Origin of the sequence: Rhizobium tibeticum, assembly GCF_900110205.1 — a bacterium.
GTDB classification, from domain to species: Bacteria; Pseudomonadota; Alphaproteobacteria; order Rhizobiales; family Rhizobiaceae; genus Rhizobium; species Rhizobium tibeticum.
Window position 1 is genome coordinate 1 of sequence record NZ_FOCV01000153.1, and the last position, 1326, is coordinate 1326.

General features: G+C 49.1%; 1 protein-coding gene. It reads right to left on the reverse strand.

The annotated features are described in order from the left end of the window. Positions 1 to 108: 108 nt before the first annotated feature. Positions 109 to 1050 (reverse strand): hypothetical protein, encoded by a 942-nt coding sequence (locus BSG20_RS36240; RefSeq protein ID WP_143147638.1) that lies wholly within the window; start codon positions 1048 to 1050, stop codon positions 109 to 111. Between the last annotated feature and the right edge of the window lie 276 nt (positions 1051 to 1326).

The following is a 1326-nucleotide window of genomic DNA, read 5'->3' on the forward strand; positions in this document are numbered from 1 at the left end:
CGCCATGGCGCAGTGGAAAGCCGTGACCGCTGCAATTGCCTGAGTTTACCGACAAGCGACTTTTCGGCCGTTGATCAAACAACGTGACATCGCCGATTTTAGGTGCAGTTACCTTCCCCGGACTTCGGGAGGGCGGCTTTTGAGTTCTTCACGCGCAATATTGAGGGTATCACTTATAGTCTGTTGCAAAGGCCTTGCTGAGCGCATCTTCTCAAGGTCGCTGCCTTGACTAAAGCTGATATTGCTTCGTATTGAACTTTCGACATCTGCCAGACGCTCATCTACAGTTGGCTTTTGAGTGGAGCGCCAAGTTGCCTTCTCGTTCTCATCCTGCCCACGCAACCAGTCATAGTATTCCTTCATCGATTGAATGAGCCCGGCCATGTCAGGATTATTGATCACGGTATCAAGCATCCTTGCCTTGAGGCTATCTTCCATGTGAGGCAATGCCTTGAACAAGGCAGAAGTGCCATTGAAGTTTTCATCGCTTGGCAACCCATCGGTAAACGGGGTGGAAAAGTGCTCAAGCATTTTTTCGACAAGACGTCGACGATCATCCGAACTGAAATCGCCGACATGGGGCGCAACGTAGTCAAGCGCGTGACCTCGATCGTACGGCTCTGCAATATTCAATATATGATCTACGAGAGCCGATTTTCGCTGCGCTGTTTGCAGCTTTAAAGATCCTCCGATTGCATCAATTCTCTCCCCCGCCAGCGCGTAGTCCCTTGGCAAGGCTGGAAGAAATTCAGGATATTCAGAGAATCCTTCTGTGGGAACTGCGTGCTCATATAGGGCCTTGCTTGCTGCGCCAAGCCTATTGATTTGTCGGTGAAATCTTCCTCCAGCACTACGGTCAACACTCTCTTTCACCAATTTATTAGAAAGCTTAAGGTTTGAGATATTCCTTGCGGTCTCAACAGGATCGTTAGTGACTATGCCATCCACGATTCGGGAGATCAAATCGTCGTTCATCACGCGATGAAAGGGCGACACCTCTTTTTCTAAAGGTGGACGCTGCGTCTGTGAATCGGATTCATTATTCTGCATATATCTCACTCCGCGAAAATCTAGTGATGCGACAACAATATCAAAGATGACCGCTGGCTTATAAAAAATAACGTTTCAATTGAAACTTCTATCTGCGGTCATGCAGCGGTGTCCGATTCGACAGGATTCGGCTGTTGAACTGCAAATTGAAGGCTGGACGCTGGAGTTCAAGCCAGCAAAACGGCGATGTCACGTTGTTTGATCAACGGCCGAAAAGTCGCTTGTCGGTAAACTCAGGCAATTGCAGCGGTCACGGCTTTCCACTGCGCCATGGCG

Bases quoted from the DNA above. Each gene is read 5' to 3' on its own strand.
- BSG20_RS36240 (WP_143147638.1), bottom strand. From the start codon at position 1,050: ATGCAGAATAATGAATCCGATTCACAGACGCAGCGTCCACCTTTAGAA.